The 19,190-nt window shown below is 61.0% G+C and carries 20 protein-coding genes and 1 tRNA gene; 18 read left to right on the top strand and 3 right to left on the bottom strand.

Translation table 11 applies throughout. The annotated features are described in order from the left end of the window. Positions 1-11 precede the first annotated feature (11 nt). From rpe to KTJ78_RS03370, 15 genes are all read left to right on the top strand, one after another. The gene (rpe, locus tag KTJ78_RS03440) at positions 12-683 is read left to right on the top strand and encodes a ribulose-phosphate 3-epimerase (protein ID WP_217132589.1); all 672 of its coding nucleotides are present in this window, start codon (positions 12-14) and stop codon (positions 681-683) included. A gap of 22 nt (positions 684-705) precedes the next feature. Next, positions 706-969 (top strand): phosphoribosyl-ATP diphosphatase, encoded by a 264-nt coding sequence (locus tag KTJ78_RS03435; protein WP_217132588.1) that lies wholly within the window; start codon positions 706-708, stop codon positions 967-969. 45 nt (positions 970-1,014) lie between these two features. Continuing rightward, positions 1,015-1,857 (top strand): ATP phosphoribosyltransferase, encoded by an 843-nt coding sequence (gene hisG / locus KTJ78_RS03430; RefSeq protein ID WP_217132587.1) that lies wholly within the window; start codon positions 1,015-1,017, stop codon positions 1,855-1,857. Between the two features lie 30 nt (positions 1,858-1,887). Further along, positions 1,888-2,649, top strand: a complete 762-nt coding sequence (gene hisF, locus KTJ78_RS03425; RefSeq protein ID WP_217132586.1) for an imidazole glycerol phosphate synthase subunit HisF — start codon at positions 1,888-1,890, stop codon at positions 2,647-2,649. Next, entirely contained in the window at positions 2,646-3,035 is a 390-nt protein-coding gene (hisI, locus tag KTJ78_RS03420; RefSeq protein ID WP_217132585.1) for a phosphoribosyl-AMP cyclohydrolase, read from the top strand. The genes hisF and hisI overlap by 4 nt, the downstream gene beginning before the upstream one ends. A gap of 8 nt (positions 3,036-3,043) precedes the next feature. Beyond that, positions 3,044-4,582, top strand: a complete 1,539-nt coding sequence (locus tag KTJ78_RS03415) for a chorismate-binding protein (RefSeq protein WP_217132583.1) — start codon at positions 3,044-3,046, stop codon at positions 4,580-4,582. A gap of 7 nt (positions 4,583-4,589) precedes the next feature. Next, positions 4,590-5,252 (top strand): Trp biosynthesis-associated membrane protein, encoded by a 663-nt coding sequence (locus tag KTJ78_RS03410; protein WP_217132581.1) that lies wholly within the window; start codon positions 4,590-4,592, stop codon positions 5,250-5,252. 77 nt (positions 5,253-5,329) lie between these two features. Beyond that, positions 5,330-5,563, top strand: coding sequence for a DUF6704 family protein (locus KTJ78_RS03405; RefSeq protein ID WP_217132579.1), 234 nt, complete (start codon positions 5,330-5,332; stop codon positions 5,561-5,563). Between the two features lie 3 nt (positions 5,564-5,566). After that, positions 5,567-6,343: an indole-3-glycerol phosphate synthase TrpC gene (trpC, locus tag KTJ78_RS03400; protein ID WP_217132577.1), complete on the top strand. Its 777-nt coding sequence runs from the start codon at positions 5,567-5,569 to the stop codon at positions 6,341-6,343. Positions 6,344-6,371: 28 nt separating this feature from the next. Further along, the gene (gene trpB, locus KTJ78_RS03395; RefSeq protein WP_217132576.1) at positions 6,372-7,595 is read left to right on the top strand and encodes a tryptophan synthase subunit beta; all 1,224 of its coding nucleotides are present in this window, start codon (positions 6,372-6,374) and stop codon (positions 7,593-7,595) included. Then, positions 7,595-8,377 (top strand): tryptophan synthase subunit alpha, encoded by a 783-nt coding sequence (trpA, locus tag KTJ78_RS03390; RefSeq protein WP_217132574.1) that lies wholly within the window; start codon positions 7,595-7,597, stop codon positions 8,375-8,377. Before trpB ends, trpA begins: the two co-directional genes overlap by 1 nt. Before the next feature lie 105 nt (positions 8,378-8,482). Next, positions 8,483-9,412, top strand: a complete 930-nt coding sequence (lgt, locus tag KTJ78_RS03385) for a prolipoprotein diacylglyceryl transferase (RefSeq protein WP_254259312.1) — start codon at positions 8,483-8,485, stop codon at positions 9,410-9,412. A 15-nt stretch (positions 9,413-9,427) separates the two neighbouring features. Beyond that, positions 9,428-10,885, top strand: a complete 1,458-nt coding sequence (gene pyk / locus KTJ78_RS03380) for a pyruvate kinase (protein WP_217132569.1) — start codon at positions 9,428-9,430, stop codon at positions 10,883-10,885. Between the two features lie 67 nt (positions 10,886-10,952). Further along, positions 10,953-11,037 (top strand) — tRNA-Leu (locus KTJ78_RS03375). A 246-nt stretch (positions 11,038-11,283) separates the two neighbouring features. Continuing rightward, positions 11,284-11,895, top strand: a complete 612-nt coding sequence (locus tag KTJ78_RS03370) for an ANTAR domain-containing response regulator (RefSeq protein ID WP_217132567.1) — start codon at positions 11,284-11,286, stop codon at positions 11,893-11,895. A 75-nt stretch (positions 11,896-11,970) separates the two neighbouring features. Here the strand turns inward: KTJ78_RS03370 and KTJ78_RS03365 are convergent, their stop codons facing one another. Then, a complete protein-coding gene (locus KTJ78_RS03365; protein WP_217132565.1) occupies positions 11,971-12,405 on the bottom strand; it encodes a hotdog fold thioesterase in 435 nt (144 codons plus the stop codon). A 70-nt stretch (positions 12,406-12,475) separates the two neighbouring features. Between KTJ78_RS03365 and polA the strand changes: the two genes are divergently transcribed. After that, the gene (gene polA / locus KTJ78_RS03360; RefSeq protein WP_217132736.1) at positions 12,476-15,106 is read left to right on the top strand and encodes a DNA polymerase I; all 2,631 of its coding nucleotides are present in this window, start codon (positions 12,476-12,478) and stop codon (positions 15,104-15,106) included. 489 nt (positions 15,107-15,595) lie between these two features. Further along, a complete protein-coding gene (rpsA, locus tag KTJ78_RS03355; protein WP_217132563.1) occupies positions 15,596-17,056 on the top strand; it encodes a 30S ribosomal protein S1 in 1,461 nt (486 codons plus the stop codon). 6 nt (positions 17,057-17,062) lie between these two features. On the opposite strand, the gene KTJ78_RS03350 is transcribed toward rpsA, so the two are convergent. After that, on the bottom strand, positions 17,063-17,668 hold the full coding sequence (locus tag KTJ78_RS03350) for a DUF4126 domain-containing protein (protein WP_217132561.1): 606 nt from the start codon (positions 17,666-17,668) through the stop codon (positions 17,063-17,065). A 53-nt stretch (positions 17,669-17,721) separates the two neighbouring features. On the opposite strand from KTJ78_RS03350, the gene coaE reads away from it, so the two are divergent. Further along, positions 17,722-18,369 carry a dephospho-CoA kinase gene (gene coaE, locus KTJ78_RS03345; protein WP_217132560.1) on the top strand — a complete coding sequence of 216 codons (648 nt, stop codon included), beginning with the start codon at positions 17,722-17,724 and terminating at the stop codon, positions 18,367-18,369. Here coaE and KTJ78_RS03340 read toward each other — a convergent pair. After that, entirely contained in the window at positions 18,366-18,992 is a 627-nt protein-coding gene (locus KTJ78_RS03340; protein ID WP_217132558.1) for a vitamin K epoxide reductase family protein, read from the bottom strand. The genes coaE and KTJ78_RS03340 overlap by 4 nt on opposite strands. Between the last annotated feature and the right edge of the window lie 198 nt (positions 18,993-19,190).

Genomic DNA, 19,190 nt, shown 5'->3' with positions numbered 1-19,190 from the left:
GATACATAGTTGTGAAGAGCCCCCGCATTAACCCCAGTATTCTCTCTGCCGACTTCGTCAATCTCCAGGCAGAACTCGAGGCGATCGCTAGCGCAGACCTCGTGCACGTCGACGTGATGGACAACCATTTCGTGCCAAATCTCACCATGGGGCCACCCATTGTCGAGCGCATCCAGGCGGTTTCGCCCGTGCCCCTCGACATGCACCTCATGATCGCCGACGCTGACCGCTGGGCACCAGGGTATGCAGAACTCGGCGCCTATTCGGTGACCTTTCACGCAGAAGCAACGAACGATCCAGTCGCTCTTGCTCGAAAGATTCGCGACATTGGCGCCCGTGCCGGCATCGCGCTCAAGCCCGGCACCGACGTTGCACCATACCTCGATCTGCTGCCGGAGTTCGATCAGCTGCTCGTTATGACCGTCGAGCCAGGCTTTGGAGGTCAGGCGTTCATGCCCGACATGATGCCCAAACTGCAGCGGGTCGCCGAAGCGAAAAAAGCGCACGGGCTCGATATCTGGCTTCAGGTTGACGGAGGTATTACGGTCGATACCATTGGCATGGCCGCCGAGGCAGGCGCAGACACCTTCGTTGCTGGTTCGGCCGTGTACGGTGGGGTTCCAGAGCAGCGCATCGCTGAGCTGCGAGCAGCAGCAAACGCACATGTGCACACCAAGGCCTAAGAATCGCGGTACGATGGTGAACGTGAAAACCTTTGACACACTCTTTGTCGAGCTGACTGAGAAAGCACGTACGCGCCCAGAGGGCAGCGGAACGGTGAAGCAGCTCGATGCCGGAGTACACGCAATCGGCAAAAAAATTGTCGAAGAGGCAGCCGAGGTATGGATGGCTGCGGAGTACGAGAGCGACGAAGCGCTCGCTGAAGAGATCAGCCAGCTGCTGTACCACCTTCAGGTGATGATGGTCGCGAAGGGTCTGACGCTCGACGATGTCCATCGACATCTGTGATCGAACGCACTCAAACCCTCTGTTACCTCACTCTGAAAGGCCCCCATGCTTCGCGTAGCGATTCCAAATAAGGGTTCACTCTCTGAAATTGCGGCACAAATGCTTGCAGAAGCCGGCTACAACGGCCGTCGCGACTCACGAACACTCGTTTCAGCCGACGAACGAAACGGCGTTGAATTCTTCTACCTTCGCCCGAGGGACATTGCGACCTATGTGGCATCAGGTGCTCTCGACGTTGGCATCACCGGCCGAGACCTCTTAAGGGACTCGGGAGCCGGGGCCTACGAAATTGCCGAACTGCAGTTCGCAGACTCGACCTTCCGCTTCGCTGCTCCCGCCGACAGCATCACCGAGCTCGCGCAGCTCGAGGGCAAACGCGTGGCAACGAGCTACCCGAAGCTCGTTGACGACTTCTTGCTTGAGCGCGGTATTCATGCGGTCACCGTCAAACTTGACGGAGCCGTCGAATCTGCGGTGCGTTTGGGAGTTGCCGACGCGGTCGCCGATGTGGTCTCGACCGGGGCAACCCTCCGGGCAGCGGGTCTCTCGATTTTCGGGCCGGTGATTCTCGAATCAACCGCGCTGTTGATCGGTGGGCCGAATGAACACAACGGCGCCGTCGATCGCCTCCTACGCAGGCTGCAGGGTGTGCTCGTAGCACGCAACTACGTGATCATGGATTACGACCTGCCCGCCGAAAAGCTTGAAGAAGCAACCTCGATCGCCTCAGGATTCGAATCACCCACGGTCCAGCCGCTCTTTGACGAAGAGTGGGTCGCCGTTCGCGTCATGGTGCCGGCCAACGAAGCCGCCGACATTATGGACGAGTTGCAGGCCATCGGGGCGAAAGCCATTCTCGTAACCGCGATTCATGCTGCGAGGATTTGACACTACACACTCATTCCGAAGGGAGCTGAAATGGCAGCCGTGCACGTAATTCCATGTCTGGACGTTAACGGGGGGAGGGTTGTCAAGGGTGTGAACTTTGTCGACCTTCAAGATAAGGGCGACCCCGTTGAATTCGCGAGGCGCTATGTCGCCCAGGGCGCAGACGAACTCGTCTTTCTTGATATCTCGGCCACGGTTGAAGAACGCGGCACCACGGTCGACATGGTGCGTCGCGTCGCAGCCGAGATTCCGATTCCGTTCTCGGTCGGCGGCGGCGTTCGCTCGGTTGACGATGCGAAGAAACTGCTTGAGGCAGGCGCCACGAAGGTTGGCGTCAACAGCGCTGCGATCCAGCGTCCTGAACTCGTGACCGAGCTCTCAGAAGCCATCGGGCCCGAAGCACTCGTGCTCGCGATCGACGTCAAAGTCGATAAGGCGCAGGACTCGGGTTACACCGTGCTCACCCACGGCGGTAAGACCTCAGCGAACGTTGACGCAGTTGCGTGGGCCGAAGAGGTTGCCTCGCGCGGCGCAGGCTCGATTCTGCTGACCTCGCTCACAGCCGACGGAACCCTTGACGGTTACGACCTCGACATCACAGCCCAGATTGCGGCTGCCGTGCAGGTACCCGTGATTGCCTCGGGCGGAGCGGGCAAGCTTGAAGACTTTGCACCCGCGGTGCAGGCAGGCGCGGCACACGTGCTCGCGGCCTCGGTGTTTCACGACGGTACGCTTACGGTTCAAGACGTCAAAGAGACTCTCGCGGCAGCTGGGTGTGAGGTAACCGAATGACACTGTTTCGCGACGAGGTGTCAGAAGAAGAGATCACCCCGTATCTTGACCGCATCACCTTCACCGATGACGGCCTCGTGCCCGCGATCATTCAAGACGATGAGTCGCTCGACGTGCTCATGCTCGCGTGGATGAACCGCGAAGCACTCAGGCGCACTCTCACCGAGGGGCGCGTGACCTTCTGGTCGCGCTCACGCTCTGAGTACTGGCGCAAGGGCGATACCTCTGGGCATCGGCAGTACGTGCGTTCAGTATCGTTTGATTGCGATCAAGATACGATGCTCATCAGAGTTATTCAACAGGGCGCCGCGTGTCATACCGGCACTCGAACCTGCTTTATTGACGGCTATGTTCCTGCTGTCGTCACCGAAATCACCGACGAGTAAGCGATCCGATGACCCTCACGACAACCCGCGCCGCCTTTGACCAGGCGGCCGCAACGAACCCGATCGTTTCTGTGTGCCGTGAGGTATTCGCAGACTCTGACACGCCGGCGAGCATTTACCGAAAGGTTGCGGCATCGCGGCCCGGGACTTTTCTGCTCGAATCGGCTGAACAGGGCGGGGTATGGACTCGCTTCTCGTTCGTCGGCGCCGGCTCCTTCGGTGTCCTGAGCGAGCGGGACGGGCACGCCTACTGGGCCGCGAGCCCTGATTCGGTGATGTCTGAAGAACGACTATTGCCAGGGGGTGTTGCCTCGCTTGAGCCGCTCGAAGCGGTGCAAGCCGCCTACGAGCGCTGGAAGGCCGATCAGGTCGACGGGCTTCCGCCGCTCGCAAGCGGGTTCGTGGGGTACATCGGGTGGGACACGATCCGCCAAATCGAGACCACACTGCCAGACCCAGGTTTTGGCCCCGCAGAGGTTCCTGTGCAAGGTTTGAGCTTCGTCTCTGAACTCATCGTGATTGATCACCGCGAGGGGTCGGTCATTCTCATCGCCAACGTTGTGACCGACGAAGAGGCTGCTCCTCTCGATAACGCCTGGGACGATGCTCAGGCCCGCCTTGACGAGCTGCAACGTTCACTTGCGGCGAGTGCTGCGGCGCCGGTTTCGACGCTTAACCGTGATGCGGTGACCGATGCGAAGCGCGTCACGCCACAGACCGAGTACCTCAGGCTCGCGCAACTCACGATCGACCGTATTCGCGAGGGTGAGGCCGGTCAGGTCGTTGTCTCGCAGCGGTTCGACACCGAATGTACAGCTGATCCACTCGATGTGTATCGCGTGCTGCGACACCTCAACCCGAGCCCGTACCTCTACCTGCTCTCGTACGAGGGGCACGATGGCGAGCCGTTCTCGGTCGTCGGTTCGAGCCCCGAGGCCCTGATCACGGTCAACGGTGGGCGAGTGATTACGCACCCGATTGGCGGATCGAAGCCACGCGGAACCGACGCGAGTCACGACCTGCAGCTCGAGAAAGAACTGCTCGCCGACAACAAAGAGCGCACCGAGCATGAGATGCTGGTGGGTCTTTCAAAGCGTGACCTTTCGACGTTCTGTGTGCCCGAGAGCGTGCATGTGAGCGACCTCATGCGCATCGAGCGTTACAGCCACGTCATGCACATTGTCTCGACGGTTGAGGGCGAGCTTCGACCGGAGGAGTCTCCGGTTTCGGCGCTCAGGGCAACGTTCCCGGCGGGTACGCTGTCGGGCGACCCGAAGCCGAAGGCGCTCGCGATTATCGATGAGCTCGAAACGGCAAGCAGGGGAGTGTACGGCGGGGTTGTCGGGTATTTCGGTCTCGGGGGCGATGCTGACCTCGCGATCGCGATTCGAACGGCGACGATCCGCTCAGGTATTGCAACGGTTCAAGCGGGCGGCGGCATCGTTGCAGATTCGGTTCCCGCCTCAGAAGACGAGGAATGCCGTAACAAGGCGGCTGCGCCGTTGCGGGCCGTAGCGATCGCAAACACGCTTGTTGAGGAGAAGTAACCTAGGCATGACCAAACGCAACCTTGTTTCGCTGCTGCTCCTGCTTGCGGTAGCGATGCTCTTCGTGATTACGAGGCCCTGGCTTGAGCTCCAGCTCATTCCAAGCGCTGCCGCGCACGGTGACGTGACGGTGACGGGAACCGCTGGGAACAAGGCCCTCATGCCGGTGGCGATTGCGCTCTTGGCTATTGGCGCCGTGCTCGGCATCGCGGGTCGCGCGCTGCGAGTCGCCCTCGGTGCGCTCACCGCGGTGTTTGGAGGGTGGATCGCCTGGTCTGCGTTCTCGGGAGTGCTCGGCGGGCAAGACGCTGAGATCGACTTTGCAAAAGCCTCGATCGCTGAGGCAACCGGCATTCTCTCATCATCACCCATTGACGTTGTTGACCTCATGCAAGTCACGGTGTGGCCGACGGTCACGGTTGTGCTCGGCCTGCTCGTGCTGCTCGTGGGCCTCGCGGTCGCGGTGTTCGGCTGGAACTGGGCGCAGGGTGGCAAGCGCTATGAGGCGAAGGGGTCGCAGGGCAAGAAGAAGACGCGGCGCCCTGACGGGTCAGCCGACCGCATTGCTGACTGGGATGCGCTCTCTGAGGGTGACGACCCGAGCGATGAACTTGGGCCAGAAGACTTCAGCGGGGGCGACGACGGTGCGGAAGCGCCGGGCCGCTCCTGAACCACGCCGGGTGAGAGTTCGCTCATTTGCGAGTGACCGGCTAAACTGTGATGTGAAGACTTGATAAAAGGAGATTCATGACTGACCGCCTTGATGAGTATGGCCACGGAGATTCACCGGCTGCATGGACTGCAGTGCTGATTATGCTGCTTGCATTTGCTGTGGGCACGGTTGCTTTCTTCTTCCACCAGGCTTGGCTGGTGTGGATCAGCGCCGGCGTGCTTGTGCTTGGTCTCCTGGTAGGCGTGATCATGGCTAAAGCAGGCTACGGCGTAAAGGGACCAAAGTTCGTTCCTAAGTCTCACGACTAAACCGTGCTAGACGACCTGCTTCGCGGGGCGCTTGACGATGCTGCTTCGAGGGAGGCTCAGCTACCACTGAGCCACCTCGAAGCGCTTGCGTTAGAGGCCCCTGCAGCGTTGAACGCGCTTGAGTTTCTTGCTCCCGCCGATCACATGAAGGTGATTGCCGAGGTGAAGCGCGCGAGCCCCTCACGCGGTGACCTCGCTGCGATTCCCGAACCCCACGAACTTGCGATGCAGTATGAGGCTGGAGGTGCGAGCACCGTGAGTGTGCTCACCGAGGGTCGCAAGTTCAAAGGCTCGCTCGACGATCTGCGCAGTGTTCGCCAGAACGTGAATATTCCCGTGCTGCGCAAAGACTTCATTGGTAACGCGTACCAGGTGTACGAGGCGAGGGCTGCTGGGGCAGACCTCGTTTTGCTCATCGTCGCAGCGCTTCCGCAATCGACGCTCGAATCGCTCTACAAGCTCATCATTGAGCTCGGGATGACGCCACTCGTTGAGGCTCACTCCGACGAAGAGGTTGAGCGCGCGATTCAGCTTGGTTCCAAGCTCATTGGCGTGAACGCGCGCGACCTATCGACTTTTGAACTCGACCGCGAGCTGTTTGGTCGCGTGAGTGACGTGATTCCGAAGGGCACCATCAAGGTTGCTGAATCGGCTGTTCGTGGAGTCGACGACGTCGAGCATTACCGCCGTGCTGGCGCTGACGTTGTGCTCGTCGGCGAAGCACTCGTGATCGAGGGCGCACCGCGCGAAGCTGTTCGCGCTTTCACCCAGGTTGCCTAACCATCAGATAACACAGATAGAGGTTTCGATGACGAAGCAAGAGGGGCTCGGCCAAGCTCAGGGCCCATACTTCGGAGATTTTGGCGGTCGGTTTGTTCCCGAATCGCTCATTCAAGCGCTCGACGATCTTACGGTTGCTTGGGAAGCCGCGAAGGCTGACCCCGCATTCCACGAAGAACTCGACGCACTGCTCAAGGACTACACGGGACGGCCTTCGCCGATTACCGAGGTGCAGAAGTTTGCAGCGCTCGCTGGGGGTGCGCGCATCTTCTTGAAACGCGAAGATCTGAACCACACCGGCTCGCACAAGATTAACAACGTGCTGGGCCAGGCCCTGCTGACAAAACGTATTGGTAAAGATCGCATCATTGCCGAGACCGGTGCTGGGCAGCACGGTGTCGCGACCGCGACGGCGGCAGCGCTGTTCGGCCTCAAATGCACCATCTACATGGGGGCGGTCGATACCGAGCGCCAGGCGCTCAACGTTGCTCGCATGCGTCTGCTCGGAGCCGAGGTCATCGCGGTTCAGGCGGGCACCCGCACGCTCAAGGACGCGATCAACGAGGCTTTTCGTGACTGGGTAACCAACGTCGAGACCACGAACTACGTGTTTGGTACGGTCGCAGGCCCTCACCCTTTCCCTGAGATGGTGCGTGACCTGCAGCGCGTTATTGGTGTCGAAGCGCGTGAGCAGATGCTCGAGCGCACCGGCAAGCTTCCCGACGCGATTGCTGCCTGTGTGGGCGGCGGGTCAAACGCGATGGGCATCTTCCACGCCTTTCTCGACGACGAAGCGGTTGCGCTGTACGGTTTTGAAGCCGGCGGCGAGGGCGTCGAGACCTCGAGGCACGCGGCAACACTGACGCTCGGTAGGCCCGGCGTGCTGCATGGCGCGAAGAGCCTGCTGCTGCAAGACGAAGACGGCCAAACCCTTGATTCCCACTCGATCTCGGCAGGGCTCGACTACCCGGGCATCGGCCCCGAGCACGCGTGGTTGCACTCGATTGAGCGCGCTCGATACCAGCCCGTGACCGATGCCGAGGCGATGCAGGCGCTGCTCGATCTCTCTCGTACTGAAGGAATTATTCCCGCAATCGAGTCTTCGCACGCGCTCGCAGGCGCACTCAAACTCGCCGCGACGATGAGCCCAGACGAGACGGTGCTCGTGAGCCTTTCGGGCCGAGGCGACAAAGACATGGAAACCGCGGGCCAGTACTTCGGCCTCTTCGATCAAGCAGACCAGGAGGCGTGATGAGCCAGGTCACGAACATGATTCGCACGCGCCGCGACGACTCGCGTGGCGCCCTCATCGGGTACCTGCCGGTCGGGTTTCCTGATGTCGCGACGAGCATTGATGCCGCAGAAGCCCTCGTGCGCGGCGGTGTCGATATTATCGAATTCGGCCTCCCGTACTCCGACCCGGGCATGGACGGTTCGGTGATTCAGGCAGCCACCGTCGAGGCGCTGAAAAACGGGGTCAAGGTCTCTGACGCCTTCACCGCGATCGAAGAGCTCACGAAGCGTGTTGACGTTCCGGTCGTCATCATGACGTACTGGAACCTCGTCATGAGCCAGGGCGTTGAATACTTCGCCGAGCGCCTCAAGAACGCTGGTGGCGCGGGGCTCATTACCCCAGACCTCATTCCTGACGAGGCGGCTGAGTGGATCAGTGTCTCTGATGAGTTCGAGCTGGATCGCATTTTTCTCGCGGCCCCGACCTCGACTGAGCAGCGGCTCGAGCGCATTAGCGAGTTGAGCCGTGGCTTTGTCTACACGGTCTCGACCATGGGAGTCACGGGTGCTCGAACCGACGTTGACAACGCCGCTCGTGAGCTTGTCGGCAGACTCCGTGACGTCGGCTGCGAGAACAGCTGCGTCGGTCTCGGCATTTCGTCCGGGGCTCAGGTGCGCGAGGTGCTCGAATATGCCGACGGCGCCATCGTGGGTTCTGCGCTCGTGAAGGCTCTCGCCGAGGGCGGGGTGACGCGGGTGCAACAGGTTGCTGAAGAACTCGCGACTGGAAAACTGCGCTAGACGAACCTTGGCAGAGCCTCAACGCTCAGCCGCACGCTGGTATTACGCCGTCTAAGATGGTGTGAGACGTTACCGACAAGAAAGTAGGCTGCATTGATGCTTTTCATGAGCATTCCGAGCCCTGACACGAACTCGTTCAACATCGGGCCTGTTCCGATTGCATACTACGCACTGTGCCTCATCGCGGGCATGGTCGTTGCTCGCATCTGGACGGGCTCACGCCTCACGAAGCGTGGGGGAGAACCGGGCGTTGCGCTCGATTTCACTCTTTGGGCAGTCGCGCTCGGCATCGTTGGTGCGCGCCTCTACCACGTGCTTACACACGCGGGCGACTACTTTGGTCCTGGCAAGAATCCCATCGAGATTATTCGTATCGATCACGGCGGTATCGCGATCTTCGGTGCGCTGCTCGGCGGTGCACTCGGTATTCTCATCGCGTCACGTCTCACGGGTGTTCGATTCTTCTCGTTCGCAGACGCGCTCGTGCCTGGTCTGCTCCTTGCGCAGGCTGTCGGCCGCCTCGGTAACTGGTTCAACCACGAGCTTTTCGGTGGCCCTACGACGCTGCCCTGGGGCCTCGAGATCGAGACGACGAACCCGGCCTTTCCGGTTGGCATGCCCGAGGGTACGCTCTTTCACCCGACGTTCCTCTACGAGATCATCTGGAACATTCTGGGCATTGTTGTTCTGCTCGCGATTGAGAAGCGCCTTGCGCCTCGCTGGGGTCAGTTCATCGCACTCTACTTCATCTGGTACGGCATCGGCCGCGCGTGGATCGAATCGGTGCGCGTCGACCCGAGCTACCAGTTCTTCGGCTTCCGCACCAACGTGCTCATGGCCTTTGCGATCATTCTGCTCGGCGTCGTGCTGTACTTCGTCCAGCGCCGCAGGCACCCTGGCCTCGAAGCATCGGTGTACCTGCCCGGCCGCATGCGCAACGATGAACTCGCGCTCGTCGCAACGAACGACCCAGAAGAGTACTACCACGTGCTCGAGCACACCTCACCAAAGCTCAACCCTCAGCCGGCCAACTAGGTCATTAGGAGCATCATGCGTCACGCAAAGATCGTCGCCACGTGGGGCCCAGCGGTTTCAAGCTACGGCAACACCCTCACCCTCATTCAGGCCGGTGTGAACGTCGCGAGGATGAACCTCTCGCACGGCGAGCACTACATTCACGAGGGCGTCTTTCGCAACATTCGGCGTGCTGAAGAAGAGGTTGGTCGGCCGATCGCGATTCTCGCCGACCTGCAGGGGCCAAAAATTCGCCTCGGCAAGTTTGAGGGCGGGCCGTACTCGCTCGAAGAGGGCGACGAGTTTGCGATTACGACCCGCGACATTGTTGGCGACGCAACGATCTGCGGCACGACGCACAAGGCGCTTCCGGGCGATGTGAGTGTCGGCGATCCGCTGCTCATTGACGACGGTAAGGTGACGTTGCGCGCGACCCGAGTGACCGAAGACACCGTGCACACGGTTGTCGAGGTGCCCGGTGATGTCTCGAACAACAAGGGCATCAACCTGCCTGGCGTTGCCGTGAATGTTCCTGCGCTCTCTGAGAAAGATGAAGACGACCTGCGTTGGGCTCTTGAGCTCGGGGTTGATTACATCGCACTCTCGTTCGTGCGTGACGCGAAAGATGTTGAGCGCGTGCACGAAATCATGGACGAGGTTGGCGTTCGCCTGCCCGTGATCGCCAAGATCGAGAAGCCACAGGCCGTTGAGAACCTCGAAGAGATTGTCGATGCTTTCGACGGCATTATGGTTGCCCGTGGTGACCTCGGTGTTGAGTTGCCGCTGGAACAGGTTCCGGTTGTGCAAATGCAGGCAATTTCGCTGGCTCGCGAGCACGCGAAGCCAGTTATCGTCGCGACCCAGGTGCTCGAATCAATGATTGAGAACCCGCGGCCAACGCGCGCCGAGGCCTCAGACTGCGCGAATGCCGTGCTTGACGGCGCCGACGCGGTCATGCTGTCGGGCGAGACGAGCGTTGGTGCCTGGCCCATCGAAGCGGTCTCAACCATGGCCCGCATCATCAAGTCGACCGAGGAGCAGGCGCTGGAGCGCATTGAGCCGATGCGCACGCGGCCGAAGACCCAGGGTGGCGCGCTCACGCTTGCTGCGGCAGAAGTCGCGGCAACGCTCGGCGCGAAGAGCATCTGCATCTTCACCGAGTCGGGTGACACGGTTCGCCGAGTTTCACGCTTGCGCACCCCGATTCCCATCTATAGCTTTGCCCCGAGTAGCTCGGTGCGCCGACAGCTCGAGATGACGTGGGGCGCGAGAAGCTACGAGACGGCACGCGTCGCTTCGACCGACGAGATGTTCGCCCAGGTCGATGACGTGCTGCTTGAACGGGGCCTTGAGCACCTCGGTGAGACGGTCATCGTGATCGCGGGCACGCCCGCGGGTGTCGTCGGCACGACGAACACGCTGCGCATTCACCGACTGGGTGAAGCGAGCGGTCGCCTCGAGCCCGGCGCAAAGGTCGCGTCAGAAACGAAGTAATCGCGAAACAAATTTTTACGGAGGGGCTGCCGTAGGGTAGTGTTACTTCGTGGCCGAAAGGCCGAATGCCGGATTGGCGGAATCGGTAGACGCGGCGCACTCAAAATGCGTTGTCGAAAGACGTGTGGGTTCGAGTCCCACATCCGGTACCAAACACGAGGGGCCCTCTCGCTTCATTGCGGGAGGGCCCCTCGTTTACGTTCCGAGAAGCGGCTGCGGATCGATCGCGATTGCCGTGGCAACATCGCTCTAGCGAGGCGCGAGAAACCCGCAAACGAAAGAACGGCGTTCATTTTTTCAACAGTGGTCGGCCAGAATAGAGCATTCTCGCAAAAAAACTTCACGGAGCTGTGAGGAATCAGCATGGAGTTTTCACGTTTGTGGCGTACGCTAGTGGTGTGACTGACGAAGAAATTACCCCTAGTACCAAACGCCGCGTTGTCGTGGCCGAAGACGAGTCTCTCATCCGCATGGACATTGTTGAGACCCTTCGCGACAACGATTTCGACGTTGTCGGCGAAGCCGGCGACGGTGAACGTGCTGTTGAGCTGGTGCGCGAGCTTGAGCCCGACCTTGTTGTCATGGACATCAAGATGCCGAAGCTTGACGGTATCTCTGCGGCAGAAGAGATCAACAAAGAGCACCTCGCTCCCGTTGTTCTCCTGACCGCCTTCAGCCAGAAAGAGCTTGTCGAGCGTGCAACTGACGCGGGCGCTCTTGCCTACGTGGTGAAGCCCTTCACTCCTGCTGACCTGCTGCCGGCCATCGAGATCGCGATCTCGCGCTTCCAGCAGATTACGGCGCTCGAGAACGAGGTCGCTGACCTTGCAGAGCGCTTCGAGACCCGTAAGCTCGTTGACCGTGCCAAGGGCATTCTCAACGACAAGATGGGGCTCAGCGAGCCTGAGGCGTTCCGCTGGATCCAGAAGGCGTCAATGGACCGCCGTCTGACGATGCAAGACGTTGCAAAGACCATCATCGATCAGCTGGGGGCGCAGACGAAGGCGTAACGCTTCGCTTGCTTGCGGGCAGTCAATCTGTGCCCGCAAGCATCGCACCATCGATCGAGAAGACCTGTCCCGAACCTAGTTCGAGGGCAGGTCTTTGTACATGTTCGTGATGCGAACGGTTGAGCAGCGCCGCCCGGCCTCATCGCTAATGACGATCTCATGAACGCTCAGTGAGCGGCCCACGTGAATCGGGGTACAGACGGCTGTCACCGATCCGCTGGTTGCCGAACCGGTGTGCGTCGCATTGATGTCGATGCCCACGCCAACCTTGCCCTTGGGAGCGATGAGGTTCGAATGCATCGACCCGAGGGTCTCTCCGAGCACGCAGTAGGCGCCGCCGTGCAGCAGCCCGATCGGCTGAGTATTACCGTCGACCGGCATCGTTGCCACGGCGCGCTCACGCGAAAACTCTTTCATGGTGATGCCCATGCGGTCGGCGAGAGCTCCGAGCCCACGTGTGCGAACGAATTCGAGACCGTCGAGGTTTTCTGCTGGCGTGTGCTGTGTCATCTTTGCTCCTGAATGTTTCGGCGAAGACTTGTAGTCTTAGAGGGTGTCGAATACAGCTCAGCCTACACTCATGATCATTGACGGGCACTCGCTTGCCTTCCGTGCTTTTTACGCGCTTCCCGTCGACAGTTTTCGTACCGCCGACGGTCAACACACGAATGCCATTCACGGCTTCATCTCGATGTTGTTGAGCCTTCTGCAAAACGAGAACCCCGATGCCCTCGCGGTCGCCTTTGATATCTCGCGGCACTCGTTCCGCACCGAGGAGTACCCCGAATATAAGGGAACTCGCGGCGCGACGCCCGAAGAGTTCAAGGGGCAGATCCCGCTGCTCCAAGAGGCACTGCACTCGATGGGCATCACCACGATCGAAAAAGAGCAGTACGAGGCCGACGACATTCTCGCGACCCTTGCTACCCAAGGTTCGGCCGAGGGCTTTAAGGTGCTCGTAGTGAGCGGTGATCGTGACACGATTCAGCTCGTCGACGATAACGTGCTGCTGCTGTACCCCTCAAAGCAGGGCGTGTCTGAGCTGACCCGTTACGATGCCGACAAGGTCATGGAGCGGTACGGGGTGCGCCCCGAGCAGTACCCCGAGATCGCCGCGCTGGTCGGCGAGACGAGCGATAACCTGCCCGGCGTACCAAAGGTGGGCGAGAAGACCGCGGTGAAGTGGATCAACCAGTTTGGTTCGCTCGACGAGATTCTGCGCAGGCAAGACGAGATCGGTGGCAAGGTTGGCGAGAGCCTGCGCGAGAACGCGCACCTCGCCGAGCGTAACCGCCGCCTGAACCGCCTCGTGCGCGACGTCGAGCTCGACGTGGCGCCGAAAGACCTCATGCGGTCTGAAATCGATATGACGGCAGTGCAGCCCATGTTCCAGCGACTCGAGTTCCGCACCCTGCTGCAGCGCGTTGCGAAGCTCTCGGGGCAGGAGGTTCCCGCCGCGGGTAGCGACGCCGGAGCCGCAGCCGAGGTCGCAACCCCAGAATTTCCCGAGCCGAAGCTGCTCATTGACGAAGAGCTTGATGCGTGGCTGCGCCGCGTCGAGAACCCCGCACTCACCGTTGTCGCCGAGGGGCCGCAACTGACGGTCGGCATTGCGACCACCGACGAGGCGGTTGAGTTCGTGTGGGAGCCTCAGGGGCGCGACTACGCTCTGTTCGAGGCATGGCTCGCCTCTGATGCCCCCAAGGTGGTCTACCAAGCGAAGCCACTCGTGAAGCTGCTCGCGGGCCACGGTGTCGAGCTCGGCGGCCTCGCCGGCGACGCTCATCTCGCCGCATGGCTCGTGCGCCCGACGCAGGCGGAGAAGAGCTTCGCCGACGCCGTGCTGCGCTATCTCGGTGAAGAGGTTCCCGAGGGTGATCCGCAGCAGCTCGTTCCAGAGGAAGGGTCGATCGCGACCCCCGCGATGCTCGCGTGGTACACACGCCGCCTGCACACGCAGGTCGAGACCTTCTTTGAAGATCGCACCGGTGAGGTCTACCGCGATATTGAGCTGCCGCTCGTGACAGTGCTCGCGAAGCTTGAAATGCGTGGCGTCGAGATCGACACCCCGCTGCTCGAGGCGCACCATGCCGAGCTCACCGACCGTGTTCAGTCGGCTCAGCAGCGCGCCTTTGACGCGATTGGTCGCGAGGTGAACCTCTCGTCACCTAAGCAGCTGCAAGAGGTGCTCTTCGACCAGCTCGACATGCCCAAAACCCGCAAGACGAAGAGCGGCTACTCTACCGACGCCGCGTCGCTCGCCGATCTGCAGGTGAAGAGCCCGCACGCCTTCCTTGACGCGCTGCTTGAGCACCGTGACGTGAACAAGCTGCGGCAAATCGTCGAGGGCCTCATGAAAGCCGTCGGCGACGATGGCCGCATTCACACGACGCTGCAGCAGATCGGCGCGAGCACCGGTCGCCTCGCCTCGTCAGAGCCAAACCTGCAGAACATCCCGGTGCGCTCAGAAGAGGGCCGCCGTATTCGCGAGGCCTTCACCCACTCGGCCGAGACCGAGTGCCTCATGACCGCCGACTACTCGCAGATTGAGATGCGCATCATGGCGCACCTCTCGGGCGACGATGGGCTGATCGAGGCATTCAACGCGGGCGAAGACCTGCACCGTTTCGTCGGCTCGCGCATCTTCGGCGTCGAACCCGCCGACGTGACCTCAGAGATGCGCTCGAAGGTGAAGGCTATGTCATACGGCCTCGTCTACGGCCTCTCAGCATTCGGCCTCTCAAAGCAGCTCGGCATCTCTGCCGGCGAGGCCAAACAGCTCATGCTCGACTACTTCGACCGCTTCGGAGGGGTGCGCGACTACCTCCGCTCTGTCGTCGAGCAGGCCCGCGTCGACCAGTACACCGAGACGATCTTCGGCAGGCGCCGTCCCTTCGGCGATCTCGCAAGCCCGAACCGGGTGCTTCGCGAGAACGCGGAGCGTGCGGCCCTTAACGCGCCGATTCAGGGAAGCGCGGCCGACATTATCAAGCTCGCGATGATCCGCATTGAGCACCGCATCGCCGAGGCGAAGCTCGCCTCGCGCATGCTGCTGCAGATTCATGACGAACTGATGTTTGAGGTGGCCCCCGGTGAGTGGGACGCGCTCGAAGCGATCGTGCTCGCCGAGATGGGCGGCGCTGCCGAGCTGGCCGTGCCGCTCGAGGTGCAGGTGGGTCGCGGCGAGAACTGGAACTCGGCGGCGCACTAGCTGGCCGGTGGTCGCCCGCTGCTGGCTGCTGGCTGCTCGCCGGTCGTTGCCCGCCGGTCGCTGTCGTTTCGCCGGTCGCTGTTCGCCGGTCGCTGCTCGCGTTTTTCCCGTTTACTTGACGGAAAGCAGGGTGTTCACGCGCAAACACCCTGCTTTTCGTCAAGTGGATGCCGGGGCGGGGTGCGGCGAGGGCGAAAGCCCCGCAACAGCGCCGCAAGAACCCCGCAACAGCCCAGAAACAGCCCCCAAAACGGCGGCGGATCGCGCCGCTTTCACCCGGGGGCAAGCGGTCGTTTGCGGCCGCGAGCAAGCGCCCCGCGACACGCCCGGGCGAGAAGGCCCGACCCGCTTGAAGTTGCGCAGAAAACTGCGGTAAGCTGAGATGTCACTTTTGTGATGATTTCTGTCCACTGCGCGTGGAATCCAGGGGCCAAACCGCAACGGCTTCTCCATGCGCCCGATTACATACTCATATCGGAGTTTAATTACATGAAAAACGAAACGACCGCCAAGGCGCCGAAGCAGGTTGCGATCAACGACATCGGCTCTGCAGAAGACTTTTTGGCCGCGGTCGAAGAGACGCTGAAGTTCTTCAACGATGGCGACCTCATCGAGGGCACCGTTGTGAAGATCGACCGCGACGAGGTTCTGCTCGACGTTGGTTACAAGACTGAGGGTGTTATTCCCTCACGCGAACTTTCAATTAAGCATGATGTGAACCCCGACGAGGTCGTTGAAGTTGGCGACACCGTTGAGGCTCTCGTGCTCCAGAAGGAAGACAAAGAAGGTCGTCTTCTGCTCTCGAAGAAGCGTGCACAGTACGAGCGTGCATGGGGCGACGTCGAGAAGATCAAGGAAGAAGACGGCGTCGTTACCGGTACCGTCATCGAGGTTGTCAAGGGTGGTCTCATCGTTGACATCGGACTCCGTGGCTTCCTTCCTGCTTCGCTCATCGAGCTGCGCCGCGTGCGCGACCTGACCCCTTACCTGGGCCAGGAGATCGAGGCAAAGATTCTCGAGCTCGACAAGAACCGCAACAACGTTGTTCTCTCACGCCGCGCTCTGCTCGAGCAGACGCAGTCAGAGAGCCGCTCAAGCTTCCTCCAGGACCTCACTCCTGGCCAGGTACGCAAGGGCGTCATCTCGTCGATCGTTAACTTCGGTGCGTTCGTCGATCTCGGTGGCGTTGACGGTCTCGTTCACGTTTCAGAGCTCAGCTGGAAGCACATCGACCACGCTTCAGAGGTCGTCGAGGTTGGCCAGGAAGTCACCGTCGAGGTGCTCTCGGTCGAGATGGATCGCGAGCGCGTTTCACTCTCGCTCAAGGCAACGCAGGAAGACCCCTGGCAGGTATTCGCCCGCACCCACGCAATCGGCCAGATTGCACCGGGCAAGGTTACCAAGCTCGTTCCGTTCGGTGCGTTCGTTCGTGTCGCAGACGGCATCGAGGGCCTCGTGCACATCTCAGAGCTCTCGGGCCAGCACGTTGAGCTCGCCGAGCAGGTTGTCTCGGTCGGCGACGAGTGCTTCGTCAAGATCATCGACATCGACCTCGAGCGACGCCGCATCTCGCTCAGCCTCAAGCAGGCTAACGAGGGCGTCGACCCAGAGGGCACCGAGTTTGACCCCGCACTCTACGGCATGACCACCGAGTACGACGAGAACGGCGAGTACAAGTACCCAGAAGGCTTCGACCCTGAGACGCAGGAGTGGAAGGAAGGCTTCGAGACCGAGCGCGAGAAGTGGGAGCAGGAATACGCTGCCGCACAGTCACGCTGGGAAGCTCACAAGCTGCAGGTTGCCGAGGCAATCAAGGCAGAGGCAGAGGCCATCGCCAACCCCGCAGAGTCGTCATCATCTTCGGCATCACAGAGCGCACCCGCTTCGGCTGGTACCCTCGCCGACGACGAGGCACTCGCTGCACTCAAGTCACAGCTTGAAGGCAAGTAACTCCCGCTAGTTACGTCGCGAATTGGCCCGGTGCGCACGAGCGCGCCGGGCCTTTTTCATGCCCCGAATCGCGACCCAGGTGAGAACGATAAGCAGTACGAGCCCGATGAGGGGAGCGATGATGGCCGCGAACGAGAGACCTACGGCACCCGTGTCTTCGGCAACGCTTACGATCGGGGCAGCGGCTCCGGCGCTCAGCGTGTTGAGCACGGGCCGCGCGATTGCCTTGAACAGGTGGGGAAGCAGCGCAATGACGATGCCGGCAACCATCGGCCACCAGAACGAGACGTCACTAAAAGCCTCTGGGTCAGCGACCGAAACGGTGTCGCTCGAGAGGCCTGCGCTGAACACCATGCCGCCCGACGCGGGGCGCACCACGGTTTGAACGATATCGTTCACGAAATCGAGTGCGGGCACCTTGTCGACGACGACCTCGATGACGAAGAGCACGGCGAGGGCGATGAGCGCCCAGTCGCTCGCGATCCACGACCATGCCTCAGGTAAGTCGATGAGCTGGGTGAAGCGCGCGAGCAGGCCGAGCGCGAGCAGGGGAACATAAGCGTTGAGGCCAGCGGCCGTGGCGAGCAGGAGTCCGGTGAGCATCGCGATCATGTCAACAGTGTAAGGCGCTTTTTGCTGCAGCTGGGCGGCGGTATCATCGAGAGATGTTCTTCATCGGTCTCACCGGGGGCATTGCCTCAGGTAAATCAACGATCACGCGACGACTTGCGGAACTCGGGGCGGTGACGCTTGACGCTGACCAACTCGCGAGGGTCGTCGTCGAACCCGGCACACCGGGGCTGCAGCAGGTGCGCGAGGCGTTTGGCGACGGAGTTATCGCCGCTGACGGGAGCCTTGACCGTGCGGCCCTCGGGGCTCGCGTCTTTCGTGACCCCGAACAACTTGCGGTGCTCAACGGCATCGTGCACCCGGCGATTCAGCAGCACGTCGCGGGCGTGATCAGCGAACTCGAGGCCGAGAACCCTGACGGGGTGCTCGTGTATGACATTCCACTGCTCGTTGAGAGCGACCATGATTACGTCTGGGATCTCGTAGTCGTCGCCGACGCGCCCGACGAGGCACGCATCGAACGCATGGTCGAGCTGCGCGGCATGACCGAAGACGAGGCGAGGGCGCGCATCGCGAACCAGGCCACGAACGAGGCCCGTCGTGCGGTCGCAGACGTCGTGATTGACACCTCAGGAACCGTCGAAGAGACGATTGCTCAGACCGATGCGTTCTGGAAAAAACTCGTGGCGGATCGCAGCCTTCGCGCAGACAATAGCGAACGCGAAGGCGGCAGCAGGGTCTAGAAGGCGCCGATTCCGAACTCGGTGAAGAGCCAGTTCAAACGGAACTGGGCGGCGGCTGCAATCGCGATGTAGTTGAGCACGATGATGACCCAGGCCCACTGGGTGAGGGTCGTGCCAACGCTTCTGAATCGTTCTGAGCCGCCGAAGAGCCCGCGTGACCAGTTCGAGAAGAGCGAGATCCACCACAGGGGAATCATGACGCTCCACACGACCATGCACCACGGGCACAGGGTGCCGAGGTCGTAGATGCTCTGGTACTGCAGCCAGCACACGAAAACGTAGCCGCCGAGCAGGCCGATCTGGTAAACGATCCAGAACCAGCGCTTGAAGGTTGCCCCGGCAAGCAACGCGACACCGACGATGATCGGGGCCATGAAGGCAGCGACGCCAATGATGGCGTTTGGGAACCCAAAAATGCTGCCCTGCCACGAGGCCATGTTGGGGCCACACGTTACGAGCACCGAGATGTCGCAGTTGGGCGAGTAGTCGGGCTCAACGAGGGTTTTGAGGTACTCGGTGAGTAGCTCGAATGAAGCGAAGAGGCCAATGACGCCAGCAAGAATGCTGAACACGCTGTAGGGGGTGCGTCGTGAGGGGGGAAGCTGGGCGGTTTCGGTTGCCATAGTCATTATTCTTACGCAAGCAACCTGAAACTTTACAACATGTGTGTTGACCCTGACCACATTCCTGCGCCGCATGGCATAATAGACGCAGCACAACATGCAAATGTATGTGCGTTAAGTTTTCTCGCTGATCGATGAAGCGAGCGACCGGCACGGTCGAGCAGGGTGAAATCCCAAAGAATTTTCGCGAGAACCTTC

It is taken from the genome of Leucobacter chinensis (genome assembly GCF_019049105.1).
GTDB lineage: Bacteria > Actinomycetota > Actinomycetes > Actinomycetales > Microbacteriaceae > Leucobacter_A > Leucobacter_A chinensis.
The sequence above is the reverse complement of the archived record's forward strand: the minus strand, read 5'-3'. Positions and strand labels throughout refer to the sequence as shown.